This window comes from Pelagicoccus sp. SDUM812002 (assembly GCF_031127835.1).
In the GTDB taxonomy this organism is placed as follows: domain Bacteria; phylum Verrucomicrobiota; class Verrucomicrobiia; order Opitutales; family Opitutaceae; genus Pelagicoccus.
The window spans coordinates 1-1679 of record NZ_JARXHX010000073.1; the positions used below are offsets into that span (position 1 = coordinate 1).

3 protein-coding genes are annotated in these 1679 nt (G+C 46.3%); all 3 read right to left on the minus strand.

Features of this window, described 5'->3' with window-relative positions; genetic code table 11:
- Positions 1 to 377: 377 nt before the first annotated feature.
- Positions 378 to 1025 carry a hypothetical protein gene (locus QEH53_RS23650; protein ID WP_309025705.1) on the minus strand — a complete coding sequence of 216 codons (648 nt, stop codon included), beginning with the start codon at positions 1023 to 1025 and terminating at the stop codon, positions 378 to 380.
- Between the two features lie 94 nt (positions 1026 to 1119).
- Positions 1120 to 1359, minus strand: coding sequence for a hypothetical protein (locus tag QEH53_RS23655; RefSeq protein ID WP_309025706.1), 240 nt, complete (start codon positions 1357 to 1359; stop codon positions 1120 to 1122).
- 12 nt (positions 1360 to 1371) lie between these two features.
- Positions 1372 to 1572 carry a KTSC domain-containing protein gene (locus tag QEH53_RS24290; RefSeq protein WP_345785751.1) on the minus strand — a complete coding sequence of 67 codons (201 nt, stop codon included), beginning with the start codon at positions 1570 to 1572 and terminating at the stop codon, positions 1372 to 1374.
- Positions 1573 to 1679 lie beyond the last annotated feature (107 nt).

The following is a 1679-nucleotide window of genomic DNA, read 5'->3' on the forward strand; positions in this document are numbered from 1 at the left end:
TGAAAGAGGCGGGCGTTTGCCGGAATTGTATGGGCCGACTTGTTCTAAAATATCAGGGAACGTGTCTCCAGTGATTCCATACACTCGAATCGAATCTTTAAACTGGCTTCGGGCCTTGCTCGTCATCTTAGGGTAACAGGTTGAATTGCGTCTCCGGGAAGCTTGAAATGTCGAAGTCAAATGTTTGTCTCGTTCCTTCGGTTCGTCAGAATTATTGGGCTCTTGTGGTCATGTCGCTCCGCTCGGTAGAAATTTGTCTGTCGTGTTCGTTAGGAATGTCGTGGCCGCACTGGCTGAGGATGCTGCTTCCTTCGATTCGGAAACCCCTGCTTCTGTATCCATCAACCTGATCATTTTTTTCTTAGAACGCTAAGCTGTCACGACGCGGGCTTGCCCGCGTTGTGACAAGCGCCTTGTTCGCCATTATATTGTGATTGATCGAATGCAGCCCTCGAGGATAGCTCGGATCGAGAAAACTCTCCTAGTAGAAACCTCTTTTCTTCTTCGGATATACATGAGCAGTGTCTAGAGAAGATCTCTTCAGTTATTTTTGAAAATTCTTTCTCTTCGTGCCTCATCGATTTTATGCAGTTCGGGTTATCGTTCAGTATTCGCTGAACGAGTTCACCTGCTTTACGATAGCAAGGTAAGCTCGCATTGAGCATGCGACCAGTAGCACGGAAACAGTACTCTTGTGAAAAATGAGTCGCGAGTCCTTCTTCGAGATTATTTGCATTTTTTCCATTCGTTGGTGCGAGAAGATGGATGACTTCGTGAGAAAGTTGGTAGATCGCTTGAACGGAATCATCAATACACCGTTCACCCAGTTGAATGATAATATGACCTCTATCGCCTGGATACCAGGTGCTCGGATTTCCCTTAACGAATTCGTGTCCAGCGTAGAAAAAATTAGGGTCGCGCTTGCCGAAGCGTTGTTCAGCTTCAGCTAATGCGTCGCTTATTCGAGATGCGATTGTCCATGTGTAGCCCGATGGCTTCCGTGGTGATGCTATAAGTGTAGTCACTGTATTATTATTTGGGCGAACGTCGAGCTCAGGCGGCGAGCGCTTGCGCTCGTTGCCTGAAGCGTCTGGTTGGAATTATTTTGTTTGCAAAGGATTAAGCCAATGGAGGCGCCTGCACCGCACCAAACCCAAAGAGAACCATCACTAATAACACGTTAATGGTGAAGGTTAGAGTTCGGCTGATTTTTAATTCTGTTCTTACTTTCATAGCTTTCCTTTCGGTTGAGTTTTCAAGTTCAATGGTGACTGCTAGATTCGCATCTATCTCTTCTTTTAGTTCTGCTATGGGTTCAAAATGCAGCCCGAGAGTCGAACTCGGCCCCATTGTCTCCACTGGCTTAATCTTTTAGCATTGGTATCGATCTCGGATATGGTTGTCGTAATAGGAGCCCTTGGAACCCGCCGATAGGAAGGAATCGAAAACGTGCTGTGGTACACCACAAAACATGTATGTTTTTCCTTGTTTGAATTGGATCTGCATTTGGCCTGTGGATGGATTGTATCCGATGGCTCGAGTCGCTGATGATCTAACTGGTATCATTTCCATAATTCTTTTTCCAACGCTGAGGCCATACGTGGAGGCCTCAGTTTGGGTTCCATTTAAAGTTTCGTAGATTTGGTTGTGTCGTAATGAAAGAGGCGAGCGTTGGCCGG